Source organism: Stenotrophomonas sp. STEN038 (assembly GCF_056759895.1).
On the sequence record NZ_JBRRDW010000025.1, the window covers coordinates 1 to 25,815 of the forward strand.

The following is a 25,815-nucleotide window of genomic DNA, read 5'->3' on the forward strand; positions in this document are numbered from 1 at the left end:
TTTACAATCCAACACGCCGCCACAGCCATCTAGGCGGGGTCAGTCCTGACGAGTTCGAGGCAGCGCATCGCCACCCTCGGTCAGGTGTCCACTAAATCCTGGGAACTCCAGACGAGCTGAAGCAACCATTAGATTTCAAGCAGTACAGCCCGCCAGCAGAAGATGCACACGCAACCGTATATCAGTGAATATTCGGCCCCTTAATCCCACTCTCCAGCCACGCCTCAACCTGCGGCAACAACGCAACAACCGAAGCCGCTAACTGGTCGTACTGGCTCTGCTCGCTGCCGAACCCCTTGAAAGAGAACCCATGGAAGTCCTTGTGCTGCTCCGTATCGATCAAGCGCTTTCTAAGCAGCGGATCTGTCTCAAACACCCTTTTCGGGACTTCTCCCGAGTCAGGGTCAACCCAAGTCGCCGGAACGCGGCTGAACTCCAGGATGAAACTGCCGCCATACGTCCAGTATTGAATCGACAGGAAGTCACGGTGGACTTCACTGGAACGGACGAAGTTTGCTACCCCACTACCGCCAAACCCAAGCCGGCGTATCTCTGGCAGCAGAACCTTCTTGATTGAAATGGCCATCAGTTGGCCGGGAGTCTTCACAAATGCACATCCCAGAATGAAACAAGTCTCCATCAGACCTCAATACAGAAGTCTCAGCTAGCAAAAACCTGACTCTGACCCCTTTTCCCCCTGTTTTCCCGCCTGTTTTCCCCGACGGCAAGAACATCCCCGCCGCAGTGATGCCAACTCCGCGATCACGCTGACCGAATGTTTCGCCAGAAGGGAGCAGCAGACGGTGTCCCCAACAACACCTGCAACCCGAGCCAGCTGCCACACAGATCCAGAGACCTCATGCCGGTGACCGGGTCCAAACAACTGTGCAGCCCATTTCCGTGGGGCCTCGGCCTAAACTCCAACTCACAACACCAGCGGAGCTATGGAGTTCATGAAGGAACCAATCACCGGCCGTGACTTGTTCGTCATCAGCATGCTTTGTACAGGATTCGGCGTGCTCTTTGCTTGGGGACTCTTCTACCACTGGGGAAGCGCGCCTCAATCCAAGCCATTCGATGCTCCCGCCTGGGTGCAAGCAGTCGGCAGTGTCTTGGCCATACTGGTGGCTATCGCCATTCCGGCCTGGCAACGGGCACATCAACGCGCTGACGAACAACGGGCAGCCGAACGCAAAGCCCTCAGCCTCGCATCCTCTCTCTTGGGGGCGACAAAACTGCTCTTGGATGAAGGAGAGACGCTCCAACAAGCTATTAGGAACTTCGAATCAAGCCACTCCGACGGTGTGCGCTACGTGTTCCAAGTTCCAGCAAAGTTGATTGAGTTCCAGCCGGAACTTCACAATTTGGGCGAGCCTGGCACGAGCCTTCTCAAGGCTATTTATTACAACTCGATTGCGAACGACCAGGCCGATCACAACTACTACATTTGGCGCGACAAACTCCCTGCTTTTGCTGGATCCATAGATCGAGTGGTCAGGGAGACTCAGATCGCGCTTAGTGGAATGCATAAGCTCCTTCGTTGACATCACGCAGCCCTGCGATTCGTTCCAGTCATCTCCCAGAACTCGGCGCGCGCCTACCCCGAACCTAGCCAGGCAAGCCGGGGCCATTCATTGAGCAACCCGGAGGATTTGTGCAGGATCATCAGATTTCCACCGCTGGCTTTCGCCGCTTGGTGATGCTGCTCAACGCAGGCTGGGCCCCTGTCCTGCCCTCGCCAACTGACGGCATCATGCTGACCAGGCCGGCAGGCTTTGGGCGGAGCAAGACCGCGTTCGTATTCGACAACGGCACCACGGTGCTGGACGCACCAGATGGCGGCGATATCCGCATCAAGAGCTACGATGAAGACGACGCACTGTTGGCACACCAGAGGTAGGCCAAGCCGCCGATCATCAGCCCGGGCCGACCCGCCCACATCAAGCAGGGGGCAACAGGGCGAACTGTGGTGCGCCGCTTAAAGAAGTGCTTCGTCGGGATTGACGAATCCGAAATTTGATGGATTCAGCAGCACAGATCCTCTTGGTTTTACATGGAGGTCACCGGAGCAGCGAACCATGCGCTTGTTGTCATGAGCTGAGATGCCAAGATGATAATCATGGGGTCCCAATTCGATATTTACAGATCGCTCTACACCTTCAACAAACGCCTCCAAAGTGATCTTTCCATGCTCGTCCTGAGTAGGACGCGAAAGGTGCTTCACAAAACCTTCAACGACTCGATTTCTCAACACATAATCGTCCCTGAAGTATTCGATCGCAGCCTGAAGCCCGGCAATCCGATCTTGATCAAATGAGAAAGAACATGTCCGCCTAGGGAAAAGCCCTCCCTGTGGCACAGACAGCGACAACTCAAAGCTACGAGACCTTGATTGCCCGCTAAATCCAAGTAAGGAATCACACATATTTATGCTGGCACCAGCTTTCACAGCCTGCTCCAGCAGAATCGCATTACGCGAAACCTCTCCTTGAGATGCCCCTGTAGCCGTATGCAGCGCCTCCACTCCCGCGACCAGGTTCTGAAAGAGCACGCTTGCGATACCTTCATCACTGGCTACTTCTGAAAGATCGAACTCCTTGGCTGGCGCGACGACGTTGATGACATAACTACCAAACTCGGTCTGCCCCAGTTGCACGGAGTCGATGTACTCACGCATCTCGTCAGCCAACCTGCCTTGGAAGTGTCTCTTCTTCGCAGTCAGTGACATAGCTGCTGCCACCAGTAGGTCTTTTGCCTTTTGTATTAAGACAATTCCATCCCGCAGGGGTATCAGCCCTTCCGAGGTATCTTCCCCTTTCACCCGAACCGTCAGCAAGCCCGCACCCGCGTTTACGATATCCCTTCGAATGCTCTCGCGATCACGCCCCTCGAACTCTTGGAGATCAAACAAAGCATCCAGCATCCGTGCGTAGTAGTCACGCAGGGTGAGAGACGGAACGCTGATCTCAGCAAGCGCATCATCGACCCGGTGCCAAATGGAAGCGCGACCATCCAGAACCACATCCTTGACCCATCCCTTCTGAGTCAGATATGTAGCCAACTCATCCGCCCCGAAGCCTAGCTTGTCGGTTTGCGACTGGCTCATAGAGATTCGCTCCTGGAGGCCGCTTTAATCATGTCCTCTAGAGTGGACGTTCGCAGCCGATTCTTGAGCGGCACATGAACCGTTACAGACGTCGTATTGGGACTCTTCGGATAACCCCTTAGCGACATCCAATAGCACTCATGAGACAACGTCATGCAATCGCCAGAATGATCTAGCCACTTGCCTGTGTCTCGAGGAACGACCAAGACGGCCAGATAGCGAGGGGACAGCAAATCTTCTGCACGTAGATCATCGTAGTTCTTGATCCCTAGCGGGAACGCAAGCGAGTCACCCGTGACCAAATCCCTGAACGTGCACTTGAGCTGAAATTCGATCTGCGGATTGCGGATCTTTCCTCCCACAATTCCTCGAGCTTTCAATCGAAGATCAACGCTGTCGTCATCTACCACGTCTTGCCCAGAGTTAAGCCCCGCATGAGCAGCCAATGCCCCCACGAACGCTCGCTGGAACTGTTCTTTCTGAACTTCCGGATCCATGGCCCCCCCGCCCAACTTCCTAGACGTCCTTTGAGGATGATAGCTGGCGCGGAGTCTCGGAAACTAGGCTTGATTGGCTGCTAGAAAAATTCAGCGTGCCCCAACAGGCACCTACTCCGTGTAACTCCTGTGTAACCATTCCGGAAAAACCCGGCGTTACACTGGCAAAGCAGGAACCACAGGGCTTGCTCCAGATGCACAAGAGCCCCTGAAATAAGGGGATTTTCTATTTATTGACAACTGGCGGAAAGCCTACTGGACTGGATTATGAGTCCGATGGCTGTCCATAAGCTGCATCACCATTTGGCAGTGCGATGCCTACGATCAGTAGCCGATCATTGATCTGGCAAGTTCGTGTCCACGACGCACTGCCTCATCGTACGTAGGCCAACTGTGGTCGCTGTCCTCCTTGGGAGGCAGACCGTCCACGAGTACGTCGACCGTGAACGCGGCTCCATCCCAATTCAGCACGCGAACTTCATAGGATCGGCCATTATGTTCACCGTGCTCACCACGAATTGTCGTCGTGCTTTTCATCCATGAGTGCCTTGGCGAATTTCAGACCGAGACTACTACACGGACACAAGGCCCGTCCGCGCGCTGGAATGGTCTCGGCATCAACCGCCGAAGAGCCGGCGTTTCTTTTGCAGGGCCTTTGCAGGACAACAAAAAAGTGCCTGTGTCAAGCCCTCAGTGAAAATCGCTGGGGGCTTGAAAGCTTATACAGGACACGGGTTTAGCTCTACTTCGGGCCGCTTTGCGGGGCTGCGGCTTTGTGGGCTAGGAGCCACATAAGAGCGTCGCGGTAGAAAGCCGGAGCGTACTGCGTCGGGGCGATTGCCAGCAGACGGCAGGCTTGCTCGGCCATCATAGCCCAATCGGTCGCGGCGCTCCAGAACGAAGAACGCGCAGCGTTGGGCTGCGCGTTCGAGGGTGCGTCGGCAAAGTATCCGTGCATTGTCAGCTCGGCTTCGGCGGTGCGGGCCTGCTCGCGCCTCCCTTCCTGAATCCCCGGTCGCCGGCAATGAACGCCTCCAGCATGTGCGGGATCAACTTCTCTGCATCGACCGCCTCGCCATACGCCTGCGCGTGCAGTGCGGCGTAGCGGTCGAGGTCGGCTTTCAGGCTGGCCGGGCACGCGAAGGTAAGCTTGACGTTCTCGGTCTTGGGCAGCGGCCCAAGCCGCAGTTTCTTGGTCGCGTTCATTGCGAAGCTCCCCGATTGAAGAACAGCGGCTGGTAGGGCCGCAGCACTAGATCCCGGTTAACGATGATCCGCACCGGCAGGCCCGGCCGCTCGGTCAGCGTCGGTTGGATGTTCATGTTGCGCCGGGTGATTTCCTGGCCGACCTGATTGATGCTGTCCTGGGCGCTGTCACGTCCGGCGATGACGATGCGGTTGCCGTCCTGGCGGTTCTCTGGCGCGGCCAGTTCTGCGCCGACGCCCAGCAGCGTCGTCAGCACCGCACCGGCAAAGATGCGGTTCCAGTGCCAGTCCACGTCATCCTCCAAGCCCGCGTAGCCGGCCGGGTCGGTGCCGACAAGGTTGTCCAGCGTCAGCGAGGACGTGTCGGGCAGGATGATCCGGTTCCACACCACCTGTACGCGGCTCTGTCCGTAGCCGACCTGGCTGTTGTAGCGCCCGAGGATGCGCGCCCCCTGCGGAATCAGCAGGAACTTGCCGGTGGCTGTGTCATAGACCGGCTCCGTCACAGTGCCGATCACGTCGCCCGGCAAGTCCGACTTGATGCCTGTCACTAGCGCACCGGCGATCACCGTTCCGGCCATCACCTGATACGGCGACGCGGGCAGCGCCAGATTCCCGGAATTGCGGGTTTCCGTAGAACCGGCTTTCAGGAACGCCTCTTTCTGGTCTTGCCGGTTCTGCACGGCGGTCGGGTCGGCGGGCTGGGCCGCCGTTGAGGCAGGCCCAGCAGCGAGCGGATCGAAGGCCGCAAGCGTGCTTGCAGCCCCCGGCGCTGCCTGCGCGACCGTGGCGGCGGTCTGCCCTTGGCCGCCCGAGCGGAAGAACACCGACGAGGCCGCAGCCGCGTCCGCCTCCTTACGCAAGGCATCTTCGGGATCATGGCCTGGCGGCGAATAGCCCGGCGTCACCGGCTGCTGCGAAGCGACGATGGCCGGGCCAAGGTCGCCGGGCAACGGCGGCCCCAGCTCGGGCACACCGGGCGGCAAGGCTGGTGGCAGCTTCGAGTAGTCCGTCGGCAGCGCATCCAGCCCTTCGGACTTCGAGACGCGATCGACGTTGTAAAGCTCGGTCTGCTCGTTGGTGCCGCGCCGCTGCGGTTGCAGCGACCAGATCGTGGCCGCGAGCACGGCGACCGACAGGCCGCCGACAAGGATGGCCAGCGTGCGCCGGTTCAGGCGCGTGACCGGGCGCGGCTGGGCGCGCAGCGCCACCGCTTCGGGCGCGACCTTGCCCGCCTGCGGCGTGGCAAGGTCGGGGGTGTCGTCCTGGCTCATGGTCAGTTCCTCCGCGCAACGCCGTCCGTGCGCTCAATCCGCACCACGTCGCCCTTGTCTCCGCCCAGGCGAAGTTCGGCCGCGCCGAACAGCCGATCCACGATGTAATACGGCGAGCGGAAACGGTAGTTGACCAGTTGCCCGTCGCCTTCCGGCCCGATCACGAACAGCGGCGGCAGCTCGCCTTGCGCGATGCCGACGGGGAACTGGATATAGACCTTCGCACCGTCGTCGAAGGCGCGCAGCGGCTTCCACGACGGATTACTGCCGCTGACCGCGTAGCGGAAGCGCAGGTTCTCCAAGGACAAGCCGGAATCCACCGGCGCGGCTGCGCTGGCCGCCTGCGCCCGGCGCTGCAAGGCCAGCATCCGGTCGCGCGGATACTCCCAGGACGCCGACGCCATCCACGTCTTTTCCGTCGAAGCCAACTCCAGCAGGTACGTCCTGCGGTTGGTGGTGATGACGAGATTTGTCTTGAGGCCCGAGCGGATCGGCTTGACCAGCACATTGACGCGCAGGTCGGCACCGCTGCCGCTGGACGTATCGCCCACGATCCAGCGCACAGTATCACCAGCGGCCACCGTCACCAGCTCCTCGCCCGGCTGGAGCGAAATCACGGTCACGCGGCCCACGGCTGCATAGACTTGGTAGAGCGCGCCATCGGTGAACGGCCACACCTGAATCGCGTTGACGTATCCCTCGCGCGTGGGTGCGACGCGCGCCTCGGCATTGGCCCGTGAGACGCGCACCTTCTCGTCGGCTGGCTCCGGCGTGGGCTTGGCGTCCTCGGCTTCGGGCAATGGCTTCAACTGCGCCGGCATCGGCAGAACCTCGGGCACGGCCACCACCTCCACCGGCGCGGATGGCTCGGGTAGCGGCTGGGCCTGCACCGGCTCATCGAGCGAGATGGTCGGCGGTGGCTTGCCCTGCGTAGCGCAGCCCGCCAGGGCAAGCAGGATCACCGGCAAGGCGGATTTACGGAGAAGATCATTCATGGCTTGGCTCCTTCGGAAGAATCCAGTTCGCGGCTCCACGACAGGCCGTTGACGTAGATGCCCAGGGGGTTCTTGCGCAAGCGTTCTTCGGTGCGCGGCGGCTGGAGCACGATGGACACCACGGCCGTCCACCGCTCCAAGCCCGCCGCGGCGCCGTTGACGTAGCGGCGTTCCGTCCAGCGCACGTTGAAAGACGTGTCGCTGGCGCGCACGACGCTGGTGATCTGCACCGTTACCGACTCCTTGCCGATACGCGCGAACGGGTCGTTGACCCGTGCGTAGTCGTTGAGCACGGCCGCGCCCTTGTCGGTTGTGTAGTCGTAGGCGTCGAGCCAGTTCTGGCGGACGACGATGGGGTCGATGGACAGCGAGCGCACCAGCGTCACGAAGCGCGCGATGTGGTGCGCGGTCTGCGCATCGTTGGGCCGGTATGGCGTGGCGGCTTCGCCCACGGCGCGTACCTGGCCCGCGTTGTCCACCTCCACGACGTAGGGCGTCACGATGGATTGCGCCGAGCGCCACACCAGGCCGCCGGCCATCAGCAGCGCAAGCGTTAGGCAGCCGAAGGCCATCAGGCGCCAGTTCTTCGCCTGCACGCGCGGCAAGCCGATGCGCTCGTCCCACACCTGGCCGGCAGCTTGGTACGGCGTGGCAGGCTGCGGCGTGTCGGCATAGCGCACCTGCGGTTTCTTGAATCGCATGGTCAGTTCTCCTTATGAATCGGAATCGCGCAGGCTCGGCCCCTGGCCGGAGCCGCCGCCATCGCCACCGCGTAGCGTGTGGGCGGTGGTGGTCGCGGCATGGGTGAGTTGCTGGCGGCGGTGCAGGCGTTTGGCCCAAGCGGGCTGTTCCTGCTTCTGGGCGGTAGCCGCGCCGGCTGTGGCCTCGCCTGCGCCACCCTGACCGGATGCCGCGCCGCCATCGGCAGCAGCGCCATTCCAGCCAGCGCGGAAGGGAGCGGCCATGCGTTGCCCGGCAGCGGAGGCGCGGGATGCCGCGCCTCGTTCGGCTGCCTGCGCGCCGGTCTTGGCGACGTTGCCCAGGCCCGCCATTGCGCCTTTCGCACCACCGCCTGCGGCGGCGGAGCCGGCCTGGAACGCCGATTTCGCACTGCCAGCCGCCGACGTGGCCGCACGCGCACCAGCGCCGGCCAGCTTGGCGGCAGCCGGTGCCATACGTGCGCCAGCGGCTACGGCACCGCCTACACCCGTCGCGGCAGCACCGACAGCTACCGCCGTCCCGGCCGCACCGATGGCAGCGCCTGCCATCGCGCCCGCGCCGAGCTGCGGCGCACCGGACACTAGGCCCGTGGCGATACCAGGGCCGAAGATCCCCAGCGCCAGCAAAGTGAGCGAGGCCAGCATGATGACCAGTGCGTGGTCGAGCGACGGCTCATCGGGGTGGACTTGGAACTGAGTGAACAGGCCCGAGCCGATACCGACGATCACGGCCAGCACCAACACCTTGACGCCGGAGGCCACCACGTTGCCCAAGACCTTTTCGGCCAGGAACGAGGTCTTGTTCCAAAGCGCGAACGGCACCAGCACGAAGCCCGCGAGGGTTGTCAGCTTGAACTCGATGAGCGTGATGAAAAGCTGGATCGCCAGCACGAAGAAGCACAGCACCACGACCAGCCAGGCGAGGAACAGCACCAAGATGGCATCGAGGTTCAAGAACACCTCGGGAAATCCCATCATGTCGTCGAGCTGGAGGAAGATCGGCCCGCCCGCGTCAAGGCCGGTTTTCGCCAACCGGCCAGGCTGCAAGAAGTTCTCCATCGTGATGGCAGAGCCGGTGGCGGTGATGCCCAATCCCGCGAACGAGCGGAAGACGATGCTCGCCAGCCAGTTGAAGTTGTTGATGATGTAGGCGAAGGCGCCGACGTACAGCACTTTGCGCAGCAGCTTGGCGATCACGTCCTCGCCTTGGCCGGTGGCGTGGCTCATGGCCCAATACAGTCCAGCGATCGTCATGTCGATGACGATCAGCGTAGCCGTGAGGAACGCCACTTCGCCCCGCAGCAGCCCGAAACCCGAGTCGATATAGGCGGCGAAGGTGTTGAGGAACTGGTCGATGATGGTCACGTCATTCATGGCGTGTCCTCCGGTTCGGGTGGCATTGCGGGAGCCACGCCATCGGCCGGCTCCTCGAAGCTCGGCGGGATCGGCGGCAGGTCGGCCAAGGTCTGGTATTCATCCGGCTCAGCCTGGCCGGAGAAGAAGCGCCGCCGGAAGGCTTCGGCAGCGGCGCGGCAAGCGTCCTCGCCCGTGGCCTGCCGGTCGGCCGCGCATTGCGCGCGCAATGCCTTGAGCCGCACGGGATCAGCGGCCAAGGCATCGGCAAGGTGGTCGGCCGGCTGCTCGCCGCAAGCGGCCACCAGCGCGACACACAGGACAAGGACGCATCGCATGGCGGCCTCCTGTCAATTGCCGTAGAAATCCACGCGCTGCGGCGTGTACGGCGTGCCATCGCCGATGAAACGCCGCCGCACTTCGCGCGCTCGCTCGGTGGCGGCCGCCTGCCGCGCCAGTTCCAGCGAGGCCGCACGATCCTGCGTGATCTGGAGCCGTTGCGACTGGATCGACTGCTTGGCCTGCAAGGCCAGCAACTGGTTCATGGCCTGCATGGCTTGGAGCGCGCCTTCGGCCGACTGGCTCTTGCCCACGAGGTCAGCCAGCACGCTTTCGTCTTCGCCCAGGTTCTGCGACACCTGTGCCTGCATCTGCATCGTGGTCTGCAAGCCGTTGAGCGTGTTCCGCCAACGCTCCTGCGCATCGCGGTACATCTGGTCGCCGCTGACGGTGGCGGCGTACTGCTCGGGATACAGGCGCGCAAACTCCCGATCCAGATTCGTCACGTCGTAGGCCAGGCCGCGGGCCTGCGCGATCAGCCGCTCGGTCGTCGCCAGATTGGCGCGCAACTGGTTCACTACGCTGGACGGCAGGCTGGCGAGGTTGCGCGCCTGGTTCATCAGCATCTGCGCTTCGTTCTGAAGCTGCTGGATCTGGTTGTTGATCTGCTCCAGCGTGCGGATCGCGGTCAGCGTGTTCTGCACGAGGTTGGTGGGATCGACCACGACCCATTGCGCATGGGCGGTGGCGGTGCAAAGCATGGCCGCGATGGCGGCGGCGATAAGACGCTTCTTCATGGCAGATTCTCCAGGGGTTGGTCAGCGAGGGAACCCGGCGCGAGGCCGGGGAACGAGGGCAGCAGGTCGGCCGCCCAATCGAGGCCGCGATGGCGCAGCCAGGCGCCCGCGAAGCCGGGCACGCCGGCGTCCAGCAGCACGCGGTCTATGTCGCGCTGGTCTTGCGGCGTGGAAGCGCCCACAAACGCCAGCGCCGCCGGCCCCAGGTCGAGGTCGAACAGGCGGTTGCCGAGGCGGGATTGGTAGTAGTAGTCGCGCTTGGGCTGCGCGGTTGCGACGATTTCGATCTGTCGCCTGTTGAGGCCGAAGCCCTCGTAGATCGTGCGAATCTGCGGTTCGGTCGCCTGCGGGTTCGGCAGGAAGATGCGACTGGCGCAGCTTTCGATGATCGCGGGCGCGATGCTCGAATCCTTGATGTCGGCAAGGCTCTGCGTGGCGAAGATGACGCTGACGTTCTTCTTGCGCAGCGTCTTGAGCCACTGGCGGATACGCGCGGCAAACACCGGGTCATCGAGGAACAACCACGCTTCATCGAGGATCAGCAGCGTGGGCGCACCGTCGAAGCGTTCATCGAAGCGCGCAAAGAGGTAATGCAGCACGGCCATGACGGCGGCCTTGCTGTGCATCAGCTCCTCCATCTCGAAGCACTGCACGTCGGCCATGCCGAGGCGGTCATGGTCGGCGTCCAGCAGCTTGCCGTGGGCACCGCCTAGCACATAAGGCGACAGCGCCTGGCGCAGCGTGTTCGATTGCAACAGCACGGAGACCCCCGTCATCGTGCGCTGCTCCACCGGCGCACCGGCGAGACTTCCCAGCGCCGACCAGATAGCTGTCTTCTCGTCGGGGCCGACCGCCACGCCTTCGTGCACCAAGCGGCCTTCGATCCATTCGGCGGCCCACGTGCGATAGCCCTCACGGTCGATACGCGCGAGTGGTTGGAAAGCGATTTCGCCATCCGTGCCCAGGTCGTAGTGTTCGCCGCCCAGGCCGAGGATCGCAGCCCGCATGGAGCGGCCCATGTCGAAGGCGACGATGCGCGAGCCGCGATAGCGGCGAAATTGCATCCCCAGCGTGGCGAGCAAGACCGACTTGCCCATGCCAGTCGGCCCCGCGACCAGCGTGTGGCCCACATCGCCGATGTGCGTCACGAGGCGAAACGGCGTGGCGCCATCGGTGCGTGTGACGATCAGCGGCGGGCCGTCGAGGTGGTCGTTCTTCTCTGGCCCGGCCCACACCGCCGACACCGGCATCATGTGCGCCAGGTTCAGCGTCGAAACGATGGGCTGGCGCACGTTCGCGTGGGCGTTGCCGGGGATCGAAGACAGCCAGGCATCCACGGCATTGAGCGTTTCAGGGATGGTGACGAAGCCCCGACCCTGGATGACGCGCTCCACCATGCGCAGCTTCTCGTCTGCGACGGCAGCGTCCTCGTCCATGACGGTGACGGTCGCCGTCAGATAGCCGAAGGCGACTTGATCGCTGCCTAGCTCCTGCAAGGCAGCGTCGGCATCGGCGGCCTTGTTGTTGGCGTCGGTATCGACCAGCGGGCTTTCCTGCTGGAAGATCGTTTCGCGCAGCAGCGCGATGACGTTCTTGCGCTTGGCGAACCATTGGCGGCGCAGGCGTCCCAACTCCCGTTCCGCCTCGGATTTGTCGAGGCAGAGAAAGCGCGTGCTCCAGCGGTACGCAAAACCGAGGCGGTTGAGGTCGTCCAGAATCCCTGGCCAGGTCGAGGTCGGGAAGCCGCGCACCGACACCACGCGCAGGTGCTGGTCGCCCAGCATGGGCGCCAGGCCGCCGACCAGCGCGGAATCGGTCAGCAGCGCGTCGATGTGGAACGGCACTTCGGGCACGCCCACGCGATAGCGCCGCGTCGAGATGGTCGCGTGCAGGTAGGTCAGCGTCTGCGCGTCATCGAGCCAGTCAATTTCCGGCATCACGCCGTCGAGCAGGTCAAAGACGCGATCCGTTTCCGCGACGAAGGCTTGCAGCCGCTCGCGCCAGTCCACACCATTCGTCGGCGTGTTCTCGTAGAGCATCCTGGCTGCGCGGGCGCGGGATTCTTCCGGCGGCAGGTAAAGCAGCGTTAGGTGATAGCCGCTCTCGAAGTGATGGCCCGATTCCTCGAAGGCGGCCCGGCGTTCTTCCTCCACCAGCCACGAAAGCGGTTCGGGAAACTCCGAGCGCGGATAGTCGGCAGCGGCCCGGCGGTCGGCTTCGATGAACAGCGCCCAGCCCGATCCCATGCGGCGCAGGGCGTTGTTCAAGCGCGCCGACGTGGCGATCAGTTCGCCTTGCGTCGCACTGTCGAGGTCGGGCCCACGAAACCGGGCTGTGCGCTGGAAACTGCCGTCCTTGTTCAAGACGACGCCCGGTGCGACCAGTCCGGCCCAGGGCAGCCAGTCAGCAAGCAAGGCCGGGCGCTGGCGGTATTCGGCGAGGTTCAGCATCGCGGCGTCCTCCCCTCACACGTCCAGCAGCGGGCGGTGCTTGATGTGCCGCGCAAAGACCTGCATGAACTGCGGATCGACGCGCGCACCCCACACCGCCAGCGAATGGCCGACGATCCAGAGCACCACGCCGGGAATCCACAGTTGCAGGCCCAGGCCGACCGCGGCAGCCAGCGTGCCGTTGGCGATCGCCACGGTGCGCGGCGCACCGCCCAGCAGAATCGGCTCGGTCAGCGAGCGATGCAGCGGCACCTCGAAGCCTTCCGTGAAGGCGTCCGGGGCGCTCATACGACGGCCCCGCCGGAGAAGCTGAAGAACGACAGGAAGAAGCTGGAAGCCGCGAAAGCGATGGACAGGCCGAAGACGATCTGGATCAGCTTGCGGAATCCGCCAGACGTGTCGCCGAACGCGAGCGCGAGGCCCGTGGCGATGATGATGATGACGGCGACGATGCGAGCTACCGGCCCCTGGATGGATTCGAGGATGGATTGCAGCGGGCCTTCCCACGGCATCGAGGAGCCGGCGGCCTGTGCTGTTCCAGCCAGGAACAGCAGCAGCGCGGCCAGCAGCAGTCCTTGCCCCGCAGGGCGGCCCAGGCAGCGCAGCCGTGCAGAGTTAGACAAGTGAGAAGGCGGATTTACGGAAACACGGAAAGCAGGAATGGTCATCTGCGTCATGGCAGTTCTCCAAGTGAGTGAGGGGATCGGGAAGTCGCCGCAGCGGGTGCGGCATCGGGACGTGGCGGCAGCTCGGGAAACGGCGTTTCCAGCGCGTCCGCCAGTTGGTAGCCCACGCCGTCGAAGCCGACGACGCGGGCGATGCTCTCGATGCGGCGCTTGCGCCCGCGTCCGGCTATGTGGATCACCACGTTGACCGCCTCGGCAATCAGCGCACGGGGCGGATTCACCGCCACTTCGAGAATCAGTTGCTCCAGGCGCAGCAGCGCGCCGAGCGCGGAGCCGGCATGGATCGTGGCGATGCCGCCCGGATGGCCTGTGCCCCACACCTTGATGAGATCCAGTGCCTCGGCGCCGCGCACTTCGCCAACGACGACGCGATCAGGCCGCAGGCGCATGGACGAGCGAACCAGCTCGGTCATCGATACCACGCCTGCGCGGGTGCGCAGCGGAACGTGGTCACGGGCCGCGCATTGCAGCTCCACCGTGTCTTCAAGCACCAGCACGCGGTCGCCCGTGGCGGCGATCTCGGCCAGCAGCGCATTGGCGAGCGTGGTCTTGCCGCTGCTGGTGGCGCCGGCGATCAGGACGTTCTGCCGCTCGCGCACGGCGCGAACGAGAAAGCCCGCCTGGGCGGCGGTCATCATCTGGTCGATGACGTACCGCTCCAGCGGGATCACGCCGATGGCGCGCTTCCGCAGCGCGAAGGCCGGCCCTGGCGCGGCGGGCGGCAAGATGCCCTCGAAGCGTTCGCCGGTTTCGGGCAGTTCGGCGGATAGCAGCGGCTGGCCGCGATGGACTTCCGCGCCCACATGGGCCGCGACGAGGCGGATGATCCGCTCGCCATCGGCCTCGGGCATCTCCACACCGATCGGCGCACGACCCGACGACAGGCGATCCACCCAAAGGGTGCGATCGGGGTTGAGCATGATTTCCACCACGTCCGGGTCTTCCAGCGCGGCGGCGATCAGCGGCCCCATCGCCGTGCGCAGCATCTGGATGCGCCGGTCGAGCGACGTGGCGCTCATGGACTGCGGAGCGGCGCTCATGAAGCACGCTCCTGCGCTTGCGCGGCTGCCGCCGCGTCCTCCATCCGCATCGGATCGGGATGCAGTTCCTCCACCACGTCACGAACCAGGCTGCGGCCCCGCAGCAGGTGGCGGCCAAGCTGCTCGGTGAACTGCTCGAAGCGCACTTTGCCCTGCGCGCGTGCCGCGTCTTGATGCGCCTCGGGAACCGGCGTGCTCACGGTCAGGTAGTAGCGAATGAACAGCGCCAGCGTTTCGATGGCGATGTTCTGGTCGCGCTCCATGCGCTCGGCCTGGCGCGAGAGGCGATCAAGCCGTTTGGAAATGGCCGCTTCGCGCTGGTCGCCGGCATCGGGCGACAGCCACGATGCGAGCGCCGCCGCGACGATGGACGACTTGGACACGCCCTTCTTGGCAGCCAGTTCATCGAGCCGCTTGGCGTGCTCAGGCTGGATGAACAGATTGAGGCGGTAGTGGCTCATAGCTCGATTCCGTCGTTGGGGTCGAGGGAAGCCAGCCGCGCCGTGCGCTGCATGGATGGGTCAAGCTGGCGAGGAAGGGGAAGCGGCAGGTCGTCGTCGTCATCGAGCAGCGCGAGGTCGGCCGCAGGCGCGGCCAGCTCAGGGGCGTAGGCGACGGTTTCGGAGAGTTCGGGCTGACGGCGCGGGCCGCCGTCGTCGGCAGAGGCAGCGAAGCCCTCGGCGGTATCGGACGCCGGCGCAACGGGCACGGCGGGAATCGCCAGGCCGCTCCAGTCGTCCAGACGCAACGGCGGCACGTCCGCGTACTGCCCGTCCGCGAGCGCGGGAGGCAGCAGCACACGGCGCTTGAAATTGCTGTCCGCGTAGTAGCGCAGCTTCTTGGCCTTGATCGGCGCGACGCTGGACACCATCACCACCGCCTCGTCAGGCGGAAGCTGCATCACCTCGCCCGGCGTCAGCAGCGGGCGCGCTGTTTCTTGGCGCGACACCATCAGATGCCCGAGCCACGGCGCGAGTCGGTGGCCCGCGTAGTTGCGCTGGGCGCGCAGCTCGGTGGCCGTGCCCAGCGTCTCGGAGATCCGTTTGGCGGTGCGCTCGTCGTTCGTGGCGAACGTCACGCGCACATGGCAGTTGTCGAGGATGGAGTGGTTTTGCCCATACGCCTTGTCAATCTGGTTGAGCGACTGCGCGATGAGGAAGCTGCGGATGCCGTAGCCGGCCATGAAGGCCAGCGCCGTCTCAAAGAAGTCCAGGCGTCCCAGCGCCGGGAACTCATCAAGCATCAGCAGCAGCTTGTGGCGACGCTCGATGCCGTCGGAGCCATCGAGCGATTCGGTGAGGCGCCGACCGATCTGGTTGAGGATCAGGCGAATGAGCGGCTTCGTCCGAGAAATGTCCGAAGGCGGCACCACCAGATACAGCGACACCGGATGCTCGGCAGCGATCAGGTCAGCGATGCGCCAGTCGCAGCGCGACGTGACTGCGGCCACGGTCGGATCACGGTACAGGCCGAGAAACGACATGGCGGTGCTCAACACGCCGGAACGCTCGTTGTCCGACTTGTTGAGTACTTCGCGCGCCGCCGAAGCGACGACAGGATGCGGCCCATTGCCCAGATGGGGCGTGGTCATCATCCGATGCAAAGTCAGCTCGAACGGGCTGGCCGGGTCGGACAGGAAGTTGGCGACGCCGCGCAGCGTCTTGTCTTCGCCCGCATAGAGCACATGCAGGATGGCCCCGACCAGCAGCGCGTGACTGGTTTTCTCCCAATGGTTGCGCTTCTCCAGCGCGCCTTCGGGGTCAACGAGAATGTCCGCGATGTTCTGCACGTCGCGAACTTCATGCGCGCCGCGTCGAACCTCCAGCAGCGGGTTGTAGGCCGCCGACTGCACATCGGTCGGGTTGAACAGCAGGCAGTGCGAGAAGCGCGAGCGCCAGCCGGCGGTGATCTGCCAGTTCTCGCCCTTGATGTCGTGGATGACGGCGGAGGCCGGCCATGACAGCAGCGTCGGCACCACGAGGCCAACGCCCTTGCCCGAGCGCGTGGGTGCGAAGGTCAGGACGTGTTCCGGGCCTTCATGACGCAGGTATTGGCGATCATGCTGGCCCAGGAACACGCCGGCAGGCTGTGTGAGGCCAGCCTTGCGAATGTCCTGTGCGTTCGCCCAGCGCGCAGAGCCGTAGGTTGTGACCATGCGTGCTTGACGCGAGCGCCAGACCGACATGGCGATGGCGACGCCCACGGCGGCCATGCCGCTGGCGCCGGCAATCGCGCCGCCGGTGTCGAAGACCTCCGGTGCATAGGCGCCGAAGAAGAACCACCACTCAAACAGTTTCCACGGGTGGTAGATCGACGTGCCAAGAAAGTCGAACCAGGGCGAGCCAAGGCGTACTTGATAGCCAAGGGCCGCTGCCGTCCATTGTGTGGCGGCCCACACTCCGGCGATCACGATGCCGAGCACCACGGCGATCTGACCAAACAGCACGTTCGTCCCTTGCATGACCTGGCCTCCGATTTCTCCTGCGCTGATTCCTCATGGAGATCGCGGCACAGGGGCGTGCCGCAGGCGTCAGGTTCGGTGTCAAGTCAGTGCTGGTCAAAGACCGTGTTGAGCAGAAAAGTCAAGAAAAAAGAAAGAATGAGTGCAGTGGCGAGTCAAAGAAAAGCGCCGCAAGCGAAGACGCATTGCGGCGTGTCGAACAGGAGAATGAAGATGATGCGTCGAACCGACAACGATCAGAACTTGGGCGGTTCCTTCGGAGGCGTGTATGGCGTTTCGCCGTCGCCATAGAACCGCTTGCGCGTAGCTTCGGCCACCCGGTTGCACAGCACGCCACCCAACTTTGGGCGGTCAGTCTTGCAGTGCTGGCGCAGTTCCTTGAGCCGTTCAGGATTGGCCGCAAGCTCTTCCACTGTTGGAATATTCGCTTCGGAAGCGTTGATCTTCTGAGGCGCTTCGGACTGGCCGCAGGCAGTCATCGCGGTCACCAGCAAAAGCGGGATGATCCTTTTCATGGCGCAAGCGCTCCCGGGGAATCAGGTCGATGCTTGGGAGACTCTGGCGACTGGATGGCCTTCACTCGCTCGATGAAGCGCGAGATCTCATCGGATGGATCGCCCTCAAGGCGCAGCAAGTAGGTCGTCAGCGGCGGCACACGCGATGCAAGCGGCCGTGCCACAACGCCCGCTTCGCGACTGGTGGAAATGTGCGCCTCGCCCGTCAGACCCAACGCGAAGCCTGCGGATACCAGCGCCATCATCAGATCGCAGGAGGCCACACGCTCGGCTATCAACGGCTCCATGCCTGTCCGACGCAGCACACGTTCGACGTGCTTGGCATGACCCTCGCACACCTGTGGATCGCATAGCACTAGCGGGTAACGCAACAGCGCATCCAAAGGGATGCGCTTGTGGACCAACAGAGGGTGCCGCGCAGGCACCGCCACCATAAGCGTATCGCTCCAGGCCGGCATGGCGACAACTCTGTCGCCCACTTCGTCGGACTGCGCGAAACCCACGTCATAGAGGTCATCATGCAGTCCCTTGATCTGCTGCGATAGAGGCACCTCGAAGAACCGAAGCTCAACCTCTGGCTCTTCTTGGCGGCACAGCGCCAAGAGCCCCGGCAAACGCGACGGGGTGATGCCATCGGAAAGAGCCACGCGCAACTGCCCGTGGAAGCCGTTCGCAGCTGCTTGCACGCTATCGCGAGCCTGCTGCAATGCTGCGAAGACGCGCGGCACATGATCCATAAATAACTTTCCGGCACGAGTAAGTCGTGTGCTGCGAGTGGTGCGGGCAAGCAGAATCACGCCCAGTTCTTCTTCAAGCTCCTTGATGGCGCGCGACAGCGGCGATTGCTCAATATGCAGCCGCTCAGCCGCACGGGCGAAGTGCAATTCTTCGGCTACGGCAAGGAAATAGCGAAGGTGTCGTAGTTCCATTGTCATGGTCTCGCCATACCCGGGAGTTAATCTCTACCCCGAATTCTCGGGCTCGGCTGAAGCATGCGGAGTGCTGGATTCGCCACTTGTGTTTCCTGCGACAAACAATGACCAGGCCGCCATAAAAAAGGCCGCGATAACCGGTCCAGCGACGAGACCGGTCAATCCAAAAAGCGAGATTCCACCGAGAGTGGATAGCAGGACGATATAATCCGGCATGCGAGCTTCCTTACCAACGAGGATCGGTCGCAGGATGTTGTCGATTAATCCGATTACACCGGCGCCGAACGCGGCCATAAGAGCCGCTTTTGCCACTTCACCCGTTGCTAGAAGATAAAGTGCCACCGGCCCCCAGACCAACCACGCCCCCAGCACGGGGATTAGTGACAGCACTGCCATTACGACACCCCACAAAACTGCTCCTTGGATTCCGAGCAACCAGAACAGCACGCCTCCAAGCGCACCCTGGATGCCCGCGACCATCAGGCTTCCCTTAATCGTCGCTTTCACCATGTTCTCGAACCGAAGCCCCAACTCACCCAAGTAGCTGCGCTCGATTGGTAATGCGTCACGTAAATTCTCGACCACCTTCGTTCCATCACGGAAAGCAAAGAAAAGAAGGTAGAGCATCAACGTGAAGCTCACTGCAAGCCGCAGCGTATCTTGACCAACTGCGACGGCGTGCGAGGCGATGAATTGCAGCGCTTGTTCGAGGATCTGTACTGTGTTGCCGCGGATGCCATCCAACTGGTTGAGGCCCATCCGTTCCAGCCACGCCCGCAACCAAGGAGGAGCCGTCTTTACGGCCTGATGTATACGGGCTTCGATGCCGCTGCCGCCATCAGCCAGTAGGTGATCGTAGAGTTGCACTACTTCCTGCGCAGCAGATATAGCGACCAGTGCAAGCGGAACCACTACGAGCAGCACGCACGCTACTATGGTCAAAAGAGATGCCAGTGCCGGGGATCGAGGCATCGATGACAAGATGCGCTCGTAGAGCGGCCAGAACAGCACTGCTAGCGCCGTCGCCCAAAAGATTGCTGCGTAGAACGGCCATAGCAGTAGGCCGAAGAGCAGCGTAATTACGATCAGCGCGAGAATGAACGACCGATCCTTTAGGTTCACTAATTGCATATCGACCTGATGTCCATTGCGTATTTTTTCATTAACACATTTCATCCATACATCTGGCTCGACCTCCTTTCCCTCGGATCGGGAGGGATTGAAACCAGCTTGCCAGCGACCTCATCCAACTGGAGAAGGAGAATTGCGAGCACTTCCACCACGACGACCGCGCGGGTCGTTAGAGCGCAATGGGCAACGATTTAGACGATCGCTTTCTTTGCCGCTATCTCAGCGCGGCCTTGGTTTGTTCCCAAGCCTGTTCGAGTTTGGCAGCGCGCTTATCGTAGTCTTCCTGGATATCGGCAATGCGTTGTTCAATCCGCTTTCCAGCCGATTCGACAGCCCCCTCGGCCTGCGCTTGTAATGAGACGATTACAGCCTCCGTTTCTTCGCGAAGAGCTTTGGCCTTCCCTTGAATTCGCTTGCTGGCTTCGGCCAAGGATTTGTCCAACAGTTCGATGCGCACCTTTAGTTCTGTGCCAGCATGCTTACCCTCTTGGAGCAGTTGCTCGCGTAGGTACGTCAATTCGTTCGTGATGTCATTGATCTCGCGTCGGATCTGGGCTTCCTCGACTTCGTGACGGAACGTACGCACCACCACGCCGCCTAGAGGGGCGATGCGAATATCAAGGGGCGAAGTCCAGCCCTCATCGATTTCGGCAATGACCACGCTCCTGCCAGGCGTAAGTTCTTCGGAGATGACCTTGATAAAATCCCCAGAAATTCCAGCATCGAATATATCTTTAAGCCCGCCGAGAAGCGCGCCGCCGGTCAGTCCTGCGATTGTGCCGAACGGACCTGCCAGCAAGCCGAGAAGACCACCAGTAACTGCGCCAATCGTGGTTGCAAGCCCGCCCGCCGACTTGGCTTCCCTGATCGAGAGCTTGCCGGCTTCGTCCTTGACGACTACCGTTTCGCCGTAAAGGAGGATACTGCCCTCTCGATGCAGCTCGCGAAGCGCCAGGACCCCTTCGTAGGCCCGCGCTTCATCTGGAAAAATGATGGCTACAAATTTGTTCATGTGTCCGCCTTGGTAGTATGTCCGGAGTCTGCAAATCGGATGCGACTTTATGGTCGGCTTTGCGGCAACCATGACAAACGCTTGTCGGCGGACGAAACGACCAGGTCGTGCCCAAGCTTCTTCCGCCTCACGTTGTGCGTTTGTGCATCTGTCCGCCGTAGCAGCCTGCCGGGCTTGCTTGAAGAATTCTTTTGGGATTCTTTTGGATTTTGTTAAGTCGCTTGCCATTGCACGGCGCGAATGCGGCGCTGGGACGATAACCTCTGGATGTCTCGAACTGTTCCTTAGAAGCCTCGGGTGAAGGTGACGCTACCAAAGACCGGTCGTTGTCGCTGCCCTGCGAACTCGCGGGTGCGGTGATAACGTGCAAAGGCGATCCGCCAGCGCCCGCGGTCGGCCGCGATGCCGTAGCCGATGTCGGCGACGAAGGGGCGCTTATCGACGCTGTGGCTGTTGCGGAAGGTATTGCCATCGAGTGTGATGTCGCGCATCACCCAGCGGGCATCGAGGGACAGGAACAGGTGGCTACGCCACATGCCATCCGCGAGAGTTTGAAAGGCTGTGGTGTTCTCACCGGCCGGACGCAGCGGCGCCATGCCGAAGTCGTCCGACAACTCAGTGCCCAGGCGCAGTTCCATCCCTGCATGGGCGGCAGTCGCGAAGTTGCCAATGCTGCCACCCACCGCCCCGATGGCGTCCCACTGCCAAGCCTGGGACGAGGAGCTGCTGCGCAGACGCTCTCGCCGCTCGTGAATCAGTTGGATCACGGGCTCGTCATGCAATTGATTGTCCCAGCCAAGAGAGCTGTCAGCACCGATGACGCGGTGCAGCGCGTTCTGTACTTCGCCAGCCTTGGCCGAGGGGCCTACCACGCCGACGCGCAACTGGGACGTCCGCAGGACATCACCCGTGCGCGCGCTGTATCCCAAGCTGAACATCAGCGCCCCGGCGTAGGGGCGGTCGCTGGCAATCAGGCCCCGCCGCTTTCGCTCCGTGGGCGTGAACATCAGGTGGCCGAATCCGGCAGTGAGATGCCATTCATCGATGGTCGATGATTGTCGTTCGGCAAACTGCTGGCTGAGCCAGCGCGCCACGCCCGGCAGGCAGGTCGAATTCGCTTGATCTGCTAGGTTAGGGGAGACCAGCGTCGCCAATATGCCGTTGGAATATCCCTGATCCTGGCCGGTGCCGCCGAGCAGGTCGTTGTCCATGCGCAGGTTGAGCGTGCTCGCACTTCTGGGGGTGGCGGGAGCTTGGCATGGCTCGCTGGCCAGTGCCGTCGAGACCCAGCACAGCACGGAGAGTAAGAACAACCCCCGAGCGGGCGCGGTGGCGCGATGGAAACTGCCGGCTCGCTCCAGAAGTGCGGGCTGGATTGCCTGCCGGGGCGGCAGAAGCAGGGACGGGATGAGCATTGCACGGCAGCTTGCTTTCGGAGCGTGGCGAGCATGCGCGTGGAATTTAAAGATTTTCTTTGGATATGGTTGACCTTTCGTTAGGCATGGATTGCGTCAGGACACCATCAAACAGTACGCGCAGCACATGCAGCCCTATCCGCAATCGATGTTGTGACTGGCTACCAGCACACCTTTGGTGACGAACTGCGCGGCTTCGCACACCGGTAAAAAGGCCGATCAGTTGAGAGATGAATTCAGATCCGCTTGCTGCCGTTGTCCAATGCTGGATAAGTCTCTCGACGAGACTGGCAGTTGCCAGAAGCACTTGACTGGGCCGGCGCATTCCCTAATAGCCAGCTCGCCAATTCGTAGCTCAGTATTCGCCACGACTTTCGTCCGCTTACTTCAGGTCTCAGGTCAACCGGTCGAGACAAAAGTCCGCGTCGGCAGGCGCACGCTTACGATCAAGCCGCCAGCGCTACGATTGCCGCATTCCAGCTCGCCCCCGTGTGCCCGGCAGACGGCCGCAGCTATCGCCAGGCCAAGTCCGCTTCCACCGGAATGACGCGCTCGCGAGGTTTCGGCGCGCCAGAAGCGGTCGAGCATCGCGGGAAGATGTTCTGGTGCGACGCCAGGCCCGTGGTCCGAGACGGTAATCGTTGTGCCCAACGGCGTACTATTTGCGTCGATCTCCAGTGTCTTGCCGCGCGCCGCGTAACGCAGGACATTCTCGACGAGAATCGTCAGTACCTGCCCTATGCGATCTCGGTCGGCATACAGTTGGATATGGGTCGCAGCCGACACAACCGGCTTAATGCCTGCTCGATCCAGGTCAGCTGCGGCCCATTCCAGCCGCTCCGCAATCAGTTCCTGCAGCGGGAAGCTGTCCATTTCGAGCGGGAGCTGCCCGGCACGCGCCAGAGAAACCAGGTGTAGATCGCCCACCAGCCGGTTGATCTGCTCGAGCTGGCGAAGAATCGCACCAAGCTGATCCTGCTCCAGCGGGAAGACCTCATCCATCATGCCTTGGACACGGCCTATGGCCGCGTTGAGCGGCGTGCGCAATTCGTGCGCCAGCATCGCACTGGAGTCACGCACCTCGCGCTCGTACTGCTGTAGCCGCGTGGTCATGTCGTTAAAGTTGCGCACAAGGCCCGCCAATTCGTCGGGTGCGGTAGTCACCGCATCGACGCGATTACCGAAATGGCCTTCACTGACTCTGCGGGCTGCTTCTGCGATCAGTACGAACTGACGCGAAAGTGGTCGCGACAACCACAGCCCGACCAGGATGACGACAGGGATTGCGACGACGACCATGACGGCCAACATCAGCCAGTCAGGATTGGTCAGGCCGGGGCCGAATCGCTCGATGTTGTGGTAGCGCTCCATCAGCTCCCACAGCCGAGGCTCATTGCCGCGAGGATCCTCACGCAGCCGCTCGATCTCCTGGCGCGTCTCCGGCGGTGCCTGGCGCAGTGTTAGCGTATCGGCGATGTCGAAGTACGCCCACATGCCGATCGCCACCGCCAACACGGTTCCTACGGCCAGCGCGCTCATGCGCAGACCGAACCACCACCATAGCGAGCCCGGACGCCGGCGCGGCCACAGCAGCGTACGCAGCTTCATTGGAAACGGTATCCGACGCCACGTACTGTCATCAGTACGCCGCTCACACCACGCTGTTCTAGCTTGCGGCGGAGGTTGTGCATGTGCACGTCGACGGACCGCTCCAGTGCATCGCTTTCGGGCAAGCAGGCGTCGAGCAGTTCATGACGGGTGAAGGCCTTGAACGGCGTCTTCAACAGCTTGGCCAGTAGGTTGAACTCGGCAGGCGTCAGGGACAGCGGAATTGGCTGTCCCGATGCATCCTCCACGCTGGCCAAAACCGCACCGGTATCGACTACGACGTTGCCGTGGCGCAGTAGACCATCGGGCCGCGGCGAGGGGCGTGCGCGGCGCAGCACTGCGTGCACGCGAACCACCACTTCCTTTGGGCTGTAGGGCTTGACGATGTAGTCGTCGGCGCCGTAGCGCAGTGCGCCGAGTTTCTCCGGCTCGTCGCCGATGGCGGTGACCATGATCACCGGCGTGTCGCCAACACGGCGAATAGCGGAGAGCACGTCGGTACCACTGACCTTGGGCAGCATGACGTCCAGTAGGACCAGGTCGGGGCGCCACTGTGCGTGCAACTGCAGGGCCTGCGCGCCGTCGTGTGCCTTGCTGACCTGGAAGCCGTCCTTGTGCAGGTAGGCCTCCAGGATGCTGGCGCTGTCCAGATCGTCCTCGACGACCAGTATTTTCTGTTGAGACATGCTGACTCCACTCGCTCGTGCATGCGCCACGTGATCGCGCTGGGCGCGAAGCGGCGCTTCTTAATCAAATCTAAAAAAAACCCGAAACATCCCTTCAAGTCCCGAAGGCAACCTACACCGATTCTTGTAACACGCTGGAGAATTCGCATGTTCCCAAAATTGTCTGGCGATGTCCCGGCCTGGTTGATGGCCTCCGTGCTGGCCGCGCCGTGGCTCGCTGGATGCTCGATGGCACCGCATTATGAGCGGCCGCCGCAGGCAGTACCGGCGACGTTCGGGCAGCTTCGCGCTGCAGCGGCCGCCACCGCCGCAGAGCAGGCCGCGCCCGCGGCGCTGACGGATCAGGAGCGTGAGTTCCTGGGCGCCCTGACGCCCGACGGCGCCCTGGCGCCGCTGGTAGTGCGCGCTCTGGCGCACAACGCCGACTATCGACTTGCGGCGCTTCGGGTCGAGCAGGCGCGCGCGCAATACCGCGTCGAGCGCTCTGCGCGCCTGCCCACGGCCGGTATCGATGCGCAGCAGACCCGACAGAGCTTCGACGATCCCGCGCTACGCGAGCGCTACCAGCAGGATCTGTCGCGTGCCGGCATCGCCATCAGCGACTACGAACTGGACGTATTCGGACGACTGAAGTCGCTATCCGATGCCGCTCGCGAACATTATCTAGCCAGCGAGGCTGGGCAGGAGGCAGCGCGCGGCGCGTTGGTCGCCGAGGTACTAAGGGCCTATGCGCTGGTCTGCGCGGCGACGCAGGCGCACCAGCGCCTGCAGGCCGTGCATGCGGACAACGCGGCGCTGCTGGAGATCGCGCAAGGGCAGTACGACATCGGGCTGATCGCACGCGACGCGCTGGACCGCCGGCGTGCCGCCACCGAGCAGGCGCAGGTGGCCGCACTGCGCGCCGGCGACGATGCCGCAGCAGCGCGGCGGGCGTTGCAGCTGCTGACCGGATTCGATGCGGAGGTGGCACCCGGCCCGCTGGCACCGCTCGCCGAGGCGCCCGACGCAATGGCGGCACTGCGCGATCTGGATTCGAAGGTGCTGCTGCAGCGTCCCGACATCCGCCAGGCCGAGGCCGAGCTGCGCGCGGCCAATGCGAACATTGGCGCAGCCCGCGCAGCCTTCTTTCCCTCGATCCGCCTGAGCACCTCGCTGGGTAGCGCCAGCAACTCGCTGGACGATCTGTTCAGCTCGGGCAGCCGCAGCTGGTCGTTCATGCCGCAGTTGGTGCTGCCGATCTTCGACTTCGGCCGCAACCGCGCCAACCTCGACCTGGCCTGGACCCGCAGGCACGCCGGCGTGATCGAGTACGAGCGCAGCATCGAGGCCGCATTCCGCGAAGTCGCCGACGCGCTCGACGCCCGCGCCACCTTCGCCGTGTCCGAAGCCCAGTTGCGCGAGCAGGATCGGCTCGCGGCGCTGCGTCTCGAACGCGCCGAGCGCCGCGTCTCGCGCGGGCTGGCGGATCGCCAGGACCTGCTGGCCGACCGTATCGAGGCGACCCGCACCACGCTCGACCACCTGCACGCTCAGCGCGATCTGGCGCTAAGCCGCATCGCACTGTTCAGGGCCTTCTACGGCGTCGAACTGCCCGCCCGGCTTTGAGAGAGGACCCCGACCAATGACGCTTCGCTTTTCGCCCGTGCCGGATTG

General features: G+C 62.9%; 26 protein-coding genes. 3 read left to right on the forward strand and 23 right to left on the reverse strand.

Annotation, left to right across the window (positions count from 1 at the left end):
* Window positions 1-181: 181 nt before the first annotated feature.
* Entirely contained in the window at window positions 182-586 is a 405-nt protein-coding gene (locus ACVOLS_RS11725) for a hypothetical protein (RefSeq protein WP_481545758.1), read from the reverse strand.
* Between the two features lie 367 nt (window positions 587-953).
* Between ACVOLS_RS11725 and ACVOLS_RS11730 the strand changes: the two genes are divergently transcribed.
* Both ACVOLS_RS11730 and ACVOLS_RS11735 read left to right on the forward strand, forming a co-directional pair.
* Window positions 954-1,544 (forward strand): hypothetical protein, encoded by a 591-nt coding sequence (locus ACVOLS_RS11730; RefSeq protein WP_481545759.1) that lies wholly within the window; start codon window positions 954-956, stop codon window positions 1,542-1,544.
* Window positions 1,545-1,654: 110 nt separating this feature from the next.
* Window positions 1,655-1,900: a hypothetical protein gene (locus tag ACVOLS_RS11735; RefSeq protein WP_481545760.1), complete on the forward strand. Its 246-nt coding sequence runs from the start codon at window positions 1,655-1,657 to the stop codon at window positions 1,898-1,900.
* Window positions 1,901-1,978: 78 nt separating this feature from the next.
* Here the strand turns inward: ACVOLS_RS11735 and ACVOLS_RS11740 are convergent, their stop codons facing one another.
* The 22 genes from ACVOLS_RS11740 to ACVOLS_RS11845 form a co-directional block, all read right to left on the reverse strand.
* Window positions 1,979-3,106, reverse strand: a complete 1,128-nt coding sequence (locus ACVOLS_RS11740) for a hypothetical protein (protein WP_481545761.1) — start codon at window positions 3,104-3,106, stop codon at window positions 1,979-1,981.
* Window positions 3,103-3,603, reverse strand: a complete 501-nt coding sequence (locus tag ACVOLS_RS11745; RefSeq protein ID WP_282268535.1) for a DUF4365 domain-containing protein — start codon at window positions 3,601-3,603, stop codon at window positions 3,103-3,105. The genes ACVOLS_RS11740 and ACVOLS_RS11745 overlap by 4 nt, the downstream gene beginning before the upstream one ends.
* A 960-nt stretch (window positions 3,604-4,563) precedes the next feature.
* The gene (locus tag ACVOLS_RS11750) at window positions 4,564-4,809 is read right to left on the reverse strand and encodes a DUF2274 domain-containing protein (RefSeq protein WP_023093971.1); all 246 of its coding nucleotides are present in this window, start codon (window positions 4,807-4,809) and stop codon (window positions 4,564-4,566) included.
* The gene (locus ACVOLS_RS11755; protein ID WP_023093970.1) at window positions 4,806-6,083 is read right to left on the reverse strand and encodes a TraB/TrbI/VirB10 family type IV secretion system protein; all 1,278 of its coding nucleotides are present in this window, start codon (window positions 6,081-6,083) and stop codon (window positions 4,806-4,808) included. Before ACVOLS_RS11755 ends, ACVOLS_RS11750 begins: the two co-directional genes overlap by 4 nt.
* 2 nt (window positions 6,084-6,085) lie before the next feature.
* Window positions 6,086-7,078: a P-type conjugative transfer protein TrbG gene (gene trbG, locus ACVOLS_RS11760; protein ID WP_023093969.1), complete on the reverse strand. Its 993-nt coding sequence runs from the start codon at window positions 7,076-7,078 to the stop codon at window positions 6,086-6,088.
* On the reverse strand, window positions 7,075-7,779 hold the full coding sequence (gene trbF / locus ACVOLS_RS11765; protein ID WP_023093968.1) for a conjugal transfer protein TrbF: 705 nt from the start codon (window positions 7,777-7,779) through the stop codon (window positions 7,075-7,077). Before trbF ends, trbG begins: the two co-directional genes overlap by 4 nt.
* A 12-nt stretch (window positions 7,780-7,791) precedes the next feature.
* Window positions 7,792-9,171 carry a P-type conjugative transfer protein TrbL gene (trbL, locus tag ACVOLS_RS11770; RefSeq protein ID WP_023093967.1) on the reverse strand — a complete coding sequence of 460 codons (1,380 nt, stop codon included), beginning with the start codon at window positions 9,169-9,171 and terminating at the stop codon, window positions 7,792-7,794.
* Entirely contained in the window at window positions 9,168-9,488 is a 321-nt protein-coding gene (locus ACVOLS_RS11775; RefSeq protein WP_023093966.1) for a hypothetical protein, read from the reverse strand. The genes trbL and ACVOLS_RS11775 overlap by 4 nt, the downstream gene beginning before the upstream one ends.
* A gap of 12 nt (window positions 9,489-9,500) precedes the next feature.
* Complete coding sequence (trbJ, locus tag ACVOLS_RS11780) at window positions 9,501-10,226, reverse strand: P-type conjugative transfer protein TrbJ (RefSeq protein ID WP_023093965.1); 726 nt, start codon at window positions 10,224-10,226, stop codon at window positions 9,501-9,503.
* A complete protein-coding gene (gene trbE, locus ACVOLS_RS11785) occupies window positions 10,223-12,676 on the reverse strand; it encodes a conjugal transfer protein TrbE (RefSeq protein ID WP_023093964.1) in 2,454 nt (817 codons plus the stop codon). The genes trbJ and trbE overlap by 4 nt, the downstream gene beginning before the upstream one ends.
* Window positions 12,677-12,691: 15 nt before the next feature.
* Window positions 12,692-12,964, reverse strand: a complete 273-nt coding sequence (locus ACVOLS_RS11790; protein ID WP_023093963.1) for a VirB3 family type IV secretion system protein — start codon at window positions 12,962-12,964, stop codon at window positions 12,692-12,694.
* On the reverse strand, window positions 12,961-13,353 hold the full coding sequence (locus ACVOLS_RS11795) for a TrbC/VirB2 family type IV secretion system protein (protein ID WP_023093962.1): 393 nt from the start codon (window positions 13,351-13,353) through the stop codon (window positions 12,961-12,963). The genes ACVOLS_RS11790 and ACVOLS_RS11795 overlap by 4 nt, the downstream gene beginning before the upstream one ends.
* Entirely contained in the window at window positions 13,350-14,402 is a 1,053-nt protein-coding gene (trbB, locus tag ACVOLS_RS11800) for a P-type conjugative transfer ATPase TrbB (RefSeq protein ID WP_023093961.1), read from the reverse strand. The genes ACVOLS_RS11795 and trbB overlap by 4 nt, the downstream gene beginning before the upstream one ends.
* Window positions 14,399-14,863, reverse strand: a complete 465-nt coding sequence (locus ACVOLS_RS11805; protein WP_023093960.1) for a ribbon-helix-helix protein, CopG family — start codon at window positions 14,861-14,863, stop codon at window positions 14,399-14,401. Before ACVOLS_RS11805 ends, trbB begins: the two co-directional genes overlap by 4 nt.
* The gene (locus ACVOLS_RS11810) at window positions 14,860-16,863 is read right to left on the reverse strand and encodes a conjugal transfer protein TraG (protein ID WP_023093959.1); all 2,004 of its coding nucleotides are present in this window, start codon (window positions 16,861-16,863) and stop codon (window positions 14,860-14,862) included. Before ACVOLS_RS11810 ends, ACVOLS_RS11805 begins: the two co-directional genes overlap by 4 nt.
* Before the next feature lie 236 nt (window positions 16,864-17,099).
* Window positions 17,100-17,378, reverse strand: a complete 279-nt coding sequence (locus tag ACVOLS_RS11815) for an EexN family lipoprotein (RefSeq protein ID WP_023093958.1) — start codon at window positions 17,376-17,378, stop codon at window positions 17,100-17,102.
* Window positions 17,375-18,307, reverse strand: coding sequence for a LysR family transcriptional regulator (locus ACVOLS_RS11820; RefSeq protein WP_023093957.1), 933 nt, complete (start codon window positions 18,305-18,307; stop codon window positions 17,375-17,377). Before ACVOLS_RS11820 ends, ACVOLS_RS11815 begins: the two co-directional genes overlap by 4 nt.
* Window positions 18,308-18,340: 33 nt before the next feature.
* Window positions 18,341-19,486, reverse strand: coding sequence for an AI-2E family transporter (locus ACVOLS_RS11825; protein WP_055312169.1), 1,146 nt, complete (start codon window positions 19,484-19,486; stop codon window positions 18,341-18,343).
* Between the two features lie 169 nt (window positions 19,487-19,655).
* Window positions 19,656-20,453 carry a DUF1269 domain-containing protein gene (locus tag ACVOLS_RS11830; RefSeq protein WP_023093955.1) on the reverse strand — a complete coding sequence of 266 codons (798 nt, stop codon included), beginning with the start codon at window positions 20,451-20,453 and terminating at the stop codon, window positions 19,656-19,658.
* A gap of 284 nt (window positions 20,454-20,737) precedes the next feature.
* Window positions 20,738-21,766 (reverse strand): lipid A deacylase LpxR family protein, encoded by a 1,029-nt coding sequence (locus ACVOLS_RS11835; RefSeq protein WP_414715478.1) that lies wholly within the window; start codon window positions 21,764-21,766, stop codon window positions 20,738-20,740.
* Window positions 21,767-22,267: 501 nt separating this feature from the next.
* Complete coding sequence (locus ACVOLS_RS11840) at window positions 22,268-23,476, reverse strand: sensor histidine kinase (RefSeq protein ID WP_237502483.1); 1,209 nt, start codon at window positions 23,474-23,476, stop codon at window positions 22,268-22,270.
* Entirely contained in the window at window positions 23,473-24,162 is a 690-nt protein-coding gene (locus ACVOLS_RS11845; RefSeq protein ID WP_023093952.1) for a response regulator, read from the reverse strand. The genes ACVOLS_RS11840 and ACVOLS_RS11845 overlap by 4 nt, the downstream gene beginning before the upstream one ends.
* A 147-nt stretch (window positions 24,163-24,309) precedes the next feature.
* Here ACVOLS_RS11845 and ACVOLS_RS11850 point away from each other — a divergent pair, with 147 nt between their 5' ends.
* Window positions 24,310-25,767, forward strand: coding sequence for an efflux transporter outer membrane subunit (locus ACVOLS_RS11850; RefSeq protein ID WP_023093951.1), 1,458 nt, complete (start codon window positions 24,310-24,312; stop codon window positions 25,765-25,767).
* The last annotated feature ends 48 nt before the right edge of the window (window positions 25,768-25,815 follow it).

Coding starts and splice junctions, on each gene's coding strand:
- ACVOLS_RS11755 (WP_023093970.1), bottom strand. CDS start 6,083: ATGAGCCAGGACGACACCCCCGACCTTGCCACGCCGCAGGCGGGCAAG.
- ACVOLS_RS11820 (WP_023093957.1), bottom strand. CDS start 18,307: ATGGAACTACGACACCTTCGCTATTTCCTTGCCGTAGCCGAAGAATTG.
- trbE (WP_023093964.1), bottom strand. CDS start 12,676: ATGCTGAACCTCGCCGAATACCGCCAGCGCCCGGCCTTGCTTGCTGAC.
- ACVOLS_RS11730 (WP_481545759.1), top strand. CDS start 954: ATGAAGGAACCAATCACCGGCCGTGACTTGTTCGTCATCAGCATGCTT.
- ACVOLS_RS11790 (WP_023093963.1), bottom strand. CDS start 12,964: ATGAGCGCCCCGGACGCCTTCACGGAAGGCTTCGAGGTGCCGCTGCAT.
- ACVOLS_RS11825 (WP_055312169.1), bottom strand. CDS start 19,486: ATGAAATGTGTTAATGAAAAAATACGCAATGGACATCAGGTCGATATG.
- ACVOLS_RS11845 (WP_023093952.1), bottom strand. CDS start 24,162: ATGTCTCAACAGAAAATACTGGTCGTCGAGGACGATCTGGACAGCGCC.
- ACVOLS_RS11750 (WP_023093971.1), bottom strand. CDS start 4,809: ATGAACGCGACCAAGAAACTGCGGCTTGGGCCGCTGCCCAAGACCGAG.
- ACVOLS_RS11775 (WP_023093966.1), bottom strand. CDS start 9,488: ATGCGATGCGTCCTTGTCCTGTGTGTCGCGCTGGTGGCCGCTTGCGGC.
- ACVOLS_RS11795 (WP_023093962.1), bottom strand. CDS start 13,353: ATGACGCAGATGACCATTCCTGCTTTCCGTGTTTCCGTAAATCCGCCT.
- ACVOLS_RS11815 (WP_023093958.1), bottom strand. CDS start 17,378: ATGAAAAGGATCATCCCGCTTTTGCTGGTGACCGCGATGACTGCCTGC.
- ACVOLS_RS11725 (WP_481545758.1), bottom strand. CDS start 586: ATGGCCATTTCAATCAAGAAGGTTCTGCTGCCAGAGATACGCCGGCTT.
- ACVOLS_RS11745 (WP_282268535.1), bottom strand. CDS start 3,603: ATGGATCCGGAAGTTCAGAAAGAACAGTTCCAGCGAGCGTTCGTGGGG.
- ACVOLS_RS11830 (WP_023093955.1), bottom strand. CDS start 20,453: ATGAACAAATTTGTAGCCATCATTTTTCCAGATGAAGCGCGGGCCTAC.
- ACVOLS_RS11840 (WP_237502483.1), bottom strand. CDS start 23,476: ATGAAGCTGCGTACGCTGCTGTGGCCGCGCCGGCGTCCGGGCTCGCTA.
- trbG (WP_023093969.1), bottom strand. CDS start 7,078: ATGAATGATCTTCTCCGTAAATCCGCCTTGCCGGTGATCCTGCTTGCC.
- ACVOLS_RS11810 (WP_023093959.1), bottom strand. CDS start 16,863: ATGCAAGGGACGAACGTGCTGTTTGGTCAGATCGCCGTGGTGCTCGGC.
- trbL (WP_023093967.1), bottom strand. CDS start 9,171: ATGAATGACGTGACCATCATCGACCAGTTCCTCAACACCTTCGCCGCC.
- ACVOLS_RS11740 (WP_481545761.1), bottom strand. CDS start 3,106: ATGAGCCAGTCGCAAACCGACAAGCTAGGCTTCGGGGCGGATGAGTTG.
- trbF (WP_023093968.1), bottom strand. CDS start 7,779: ATGCGATTCAAGAAACCGCAGGTGCGCTATGCCGACACGCCGCAGCCT.
- trbB (WP_023093961.1), bottom strand. CDS start 14,402: ATGAGCGCCGCTCCGCAGTCCATGAGCGCCACGTCGCTCGACCGGCGC.
- ACVOLS_RS11805 (WP_023093960.1), bottom strand. CDS start 14,863: ATGAGCCACTACCGCCTCAATCTGTTCATCCAGCCTGAGCACGCCAAG.
- ACVOLS_RS11850 (WP_023093951.1), top strand. CDS start 24,310: ATGTTCCCAAAATTGTCTGGCGATGTCCCGGCCTGGTTGATGGCCTCC.
- trbJ (WP_023093965.1), bottom strand. CDS start 10,226: ATGAAGAAGCGTCTTATCGCCGCCGCCATCGCGGCCATGCTTTGCACC.